Here is a 2,737-nt window from a genome sequence, read left to right on the forward strand (position 1 = left end):
AGTTTCTGACGCGGTAGCGCGCCTTCGGCTCGTGCGTCTTGCTTCTATCCCTGCGCATCTTCTCGGCAAAAATCGAGTATCGACGCAGGAACCCGAATTGTTAACAGAGGTATCGCCCCGGTCGTTGCGCGTATACGTCACCGCGGCGCTCGCCGGATTTATGCAACAACGCCGGAGTAACGGTTTCATCTTGCCTATCGTTCGCAAATTAATGCGACGAAATAATCATCGAGCGTTTCGATGTTCATCGCTGCATCGCCGATGGAGTCGAGAAACCCGCCGAGACGGGCAGAATCGCCGCCGGTAAGTGGCGGACTGGATGTCTTACAAAAGATTCTCACGCTTTTCTAAATTCAACGCTCTCCTGAGGCGGACGCTTGGCTGCGGCGCTTTTCCCAAACTGCCACGCCAGTTCGGCGACCACAGGGCCCGTACTCAAATCCGAACAAATTGCATAAATATGGTTGCTCCGCTGGTCGATCAGCAGAGAATGCTCCAAAGAAAGCATTGGCCGTGGACACTCTGTCGAAAGGAAAGATATCAGGCTGAAACGCCTCCGAGGTGCGCGTGATACCACAATCCTTGAGCCGATGCCGATACCACCTCTAAGGCACCTACGAAACTGAGGCGTGCGCATGTCCATCTCCTTCCATGGCTACAGTCAGATTCATAAACCAAAGCGCGCGGTCGAGGTCGGTGTGATACCAGTAGACCGACTGTCGTCGCCCCCTTGCTGGGGCTCTAGCTCATGCTCGGTTAGAACATCGGACTCATAGTCCATTGGTGCCATGCTCGACTCACGGGAGGCCAACCATTTCCCGCTCTGCCAGGTGATGAAGTTAAGCCGGGCTGATGAGTTCTGCGGCGTACCGGATCATTGCGCGTGGGTAACCCGCAATCGAAGGAGCGCCTGAATGGTTGTGCTGCAATACTCGGCACGTAAGTCGTCGACCATTTTCGCTCACGGATGCACGGACAGCTTCATTCCGGTAGAAGTGGTTTTAGATCTCTCCATTTACGAACAAGCGAGGTTGCTACATTGCGAATATTTTGCTGCGGTTTCGCTTCAGGCGACACTTCTGTATCCAGGCAGCCGGTTGGAGGTGATCCTGGTCTGTTCAGGACGTGTCGAAGTCGCGCGCGTGACGTCTGGACGAAAATGTGCGCGAGCCTATGCGGCTTCACCCAAGAGGCTGTGCCGCACAATGAGTGTCAGACGATGTCGAAGACGCCAGTGGAGCACGGCGGCGGGGAATGTAAAGTCGTCAAGCATGCGATTGAAGAAGATCCCCTGAGGGGCATCTGGTTGCGCACTACTCCGGATAGTGCCCTCCTACAGAGGCAGGGTCACGATAAACGCGGCAGCTTGTCATCCGAGTTTCAAACCTGTCCTGACGATGTGCATTTTCTCGTCACCAGGACAAAAGAATTGAATGAAATTGAATCCCTGGAGCAATTGGAATTGACGGTGGCATCACCCGAGAGTACAACGCCTACAGCGTACCCGACCACACCCGTGGGAGGAAACGGCTATAGCTGCGGAGAACCGACATTGCCCCTGCTGCCGGACGAGCTCTACACGATCTGTGGTGACCGGATCGTACGCTTGCCGAATCAGATTCAGGAAAATGGACAGGTAGCCAGAGATGTTCCCAGGGTAAATTCTATGCTCTCCGCGTCGGCCATGACCCCAAGCCTGCAAACTCATGGGATGTGCGGCGTGAGACTAACAACATTGACACAATTCAAGTCATTCATAGAGCGGCCTCGCGAAAACGCATACGTGGCTGTTACGCTCCAAGGGTCGGTGTTTAATGACAAACATGTCAGGGAATTGGTAATAGCGAAAAGAAACCTTCAGATATTGAGATTGATAGATTGTCCTTCAATTACGTCGATCGGATATCAGGCTCTTGCCAATGGATTTTTGTGCCTACAGGAGCTCGCCGTTGTCAATGACCGCAATCTTTCAGAAAGACCACTGCTTATCACCGCACTTGACCAACTAAAATATCTCCAAACGTTGTCAATCGAGAAATTTGAGTCTCTGGAAAATGTCACGCTTCTCCAGTTATCCAGTCTCACCTGGCTCCGTGAGCTTAGTTTCGCTGGTAGTGTTTACGGGGCAACAATGCGCCAGACCATCAGATCACTGACTCAGCTCCGGCAGCTTGATTTGAGATGTCTCCGTTTTGAAGGCGAAATCGATCTCGATTTTCTCGTAGAACTAACGAGTCTCAAGAGTCTTTTCCTGAGCGGCACCCGATGCGAAGCCGATTCCGTCAATAGCTTCATCGCGTTGCAGGACCTCGAGGTGCTGCACGTTGACAACGTGCCCTATTTTAATCTGTCGACGTTTCCAGCACTTTACGAACTGCTGATGAATGGGGCAATGCCTAAGCTTAGGGAACTCGTGATTGACCGATGCCATCTTGTTGGGCAAGAAGTTGAAGACAGCCGAATTTCAGCGCTTAAAGCCAAGAATCCACACCTGACTATAAGGTTTGCATCACCGCTTCCTAAAACGCCGACGTCAAAATCGATCTACTTGTCGAGTTCACCATCTCCAAAAGATCTATTTTCTTCAGTAGAAGTCTTCTTGGCATTGCAACAATGACGTCAGCTCGCTTCCCGGAACGGCGTTGTTGCATAAATCAGGCGTGAGGACGAAGTGAAGCCATTGTTCGTGATGTCAGGCAATGCGGACGGACAGCGGGCGGGCGAGCTCAGTCATAAG

Annotated in this window: 1 protein-coding gene; it reads left to right on the forward strand. The window is 52.2% G+C overall.

Features of this window, described 5'->3' with window-relative positions:
* Positions 1-1,219: 1,219 nt before the first annotated feature.
* Positions 1,220-2,617: a hypothetical protein gene (locus tag DID99_RS36255; protein WP_124668694.1), complete on the forward strand. Its 1,398-nt coding sequence runs from the start codon at positions 1,220-1,222 to the stop codon at positions 2,615-2,617.
* Positions 2,618-2,737: the final 120 nt, after the last annotated feature.

The organism is Burkholderia sp. Bp8986 (assembly GCF_003854225.1).
Classification (GTDB): Bacteria; Pseudomonadota; Gammaproteobacteria; order Burkholderiales; family Burkholderiaceae; genus Burkholderia.

Coding starts and splice junctions, on each gene's coding strand:
- DID99_RS36255 (WP_124668694.1), top strand. CDS start 1,220: ATGTCGAAGACGCCAGTGGAGCACGGCGGCGGGGAATGTAAAGTCGTC.